The sequence below is a fragment of the Deltaproteobacteria bacterium genome, assembly GCA_028818775.1.
Classification (GTDB): Bacteria; Desulfobacterota; Binatia; order UBA9968; family JAJDTQ01; genus JAJDTQ01.
The window spans coordinates 1-1,625 of the sequence record JAPPNE010000119.1; the positions used below are offsets into that span (position 1 = coordinate 1).

Genomic DNA, 1,625 nt, shown 5'->3' on the forward strand with positions numbered 1-1,625 from the left:
TCTCTGGACCACTCAACTTACGTAAGCAATCTGCAAGCGAATTGAATCCAAGCTCCGCGTACCTGAGCGCCCATCTGACATCCCGATATCCCAGGGACCAAAGCCGTTCCACCCGCCGACACCGCTCCAACTCCGTCGTGGAGTCGCAGTCCGCTGCGTGCATCACCCTGAATCCGCGCAGCACGCAAGTACTTCACCGCCGCATCGCCGAACATCCCGGTGTGCAGACACCGGATGCGGCAACGGTTTGGGCGACCTGTTATAGTCTCGCTCAACGGCATACGTCGTTCGCCTGGAGGAGCAGTCCCACATGCCCGCAATGCAGATCGATGAGTCCACATTGACCAAGATGCAGTTGAGAAAGTTGCAGGCGTTGCGGAATTCAGTCGGCGACGAAATCGGCGATCGCGCCTTCCTCGACTGGCTGTCATCGCAGCCGGCGGCTGCGGGGGCGGCACCGGATGAGAACGCGACGCTGATCGTCGACACCTTGTGGCCGCTGATCCAGCAGGGCACCCTGACAATCCCGCGCGGCGGCTACCTGCTCAGACGGGGCCGGGGCAGGATTATCGTCGAGCCCGCGCGCCGGTAGGCCCGCACGGGACAAACGCCGCTTGCAGCGTGAGCCGCGGATCGGGATAGAGGCGACCGGCGAATGACCGGCATGGGCGGCACACTTGAGTTCTCGGTTGCCAACGATCTGCGCGGCATCAGCAGCGCGGCCGCCAGGATCGACGCGTTTTGCGCGGCTCACGATCTGGCGCACGGCATTTCCTTCGACGTCACTCTGGCGTTCGACGAGCTGGTGACCGACGCGATCGGCTACGGCTTCGACGACGGGGAGCACCGCATCGATCTTGCCCTGCGCATCGAGGGCGGCACGCTGACGGTGGAGGTCGCGGACGACTGCAGGCCGTTCGATCCGTTCCAGGCGCCGGAGCACGACTTGTCCGCCCCGGTGGAGGAGCGCGCCAGGGGTGGGCTCGGCATCTACCTCGTCCGCAAGACGATGGACGCGGTGACGTACCGGCGGGAGGACGGCCGCAACGTGGTGACACTGACGAAGAGGACGGCAGCGGGCGAGGCAGCGTGAGCATGCAGGCGCTCTTGCGGTCGGCACGTCCGGGTCCCTTCCCGCAGGATCGCAGTGGCAGCACCAAGGCGCCGCCAAACATGCCTCCTGCTTCGCGCGTCTCTCTTCCATCGGGGAAACGGGCCACGCCTGGCCGGGAGGCTGGAGCGGGCACACGTGAACCGGGCGTACTGCCGGAACCATGACCGATCGCGAACAGGACGGGGTTCCGTCCACGAGCATCCTGATCGCCTTCGAGAGCGCCGCGCGTCTTGGCAACTTCTCGTACGCCGCGCGGGAGCTGGGCACCTCGCAGTCTGCCGTGAGTCGACACATCGCGAGCCTCGAGAAGCAGCTCTCGGCCCGCCTGTTCGAGCGCTCCCCGACCGGCGTGAGCCTGACCGCCGCCGGCCTCCTTTACCGCAAGGCCGTCCTGGTCGGTCTGGGGGCCTTGCGCGCAGGCGCTGCGGAGGTCGCGGCGCTTTCGGACGAGGAGCCGTCGGAGGTGGTTGTCGCGTGCTCCGAGGAGGTATCGCACCTCTTCGTGACGCCC

Annotated in this window: 3 protein-coding genes; all 3 read left to right on the forward strand. The window is 66.4% G+C overall.

Translation table 11 applies throughout. The features are described from left to right. Positions 1 to 310: 310 nt before the first annotated feature. Positions 311 to 592: a hypothetical protein gene (locus tag OXU42_13350; GenBank protein MDE0030374.1), complete on the forward strand. Its 282-nt coding sequence runs from the start codon at positions 311 to 313 to the stop codon at positions 590 to 592. Positions 593 to 655: 63 nt separating this feature from the next. Then, entirely contained in the window at positions 656 to 1,093 is a 438-nt protein-coding gene (locus OXU42_13355; GenBank protein MDE0030375.1) for an ATP-binding protein, read from the forward strand. Positions 1,094 to 1,274: 181 nt separating this feature from the next. Beyond that, positions 1,275 to 1,625, forward strand: a 351-nt coding sequence (locus OXU42_13360; protein MDE0030376.1) for a LysR family transcriptional regulator, incomplete at its 3' end; no start/stop codon positions are given.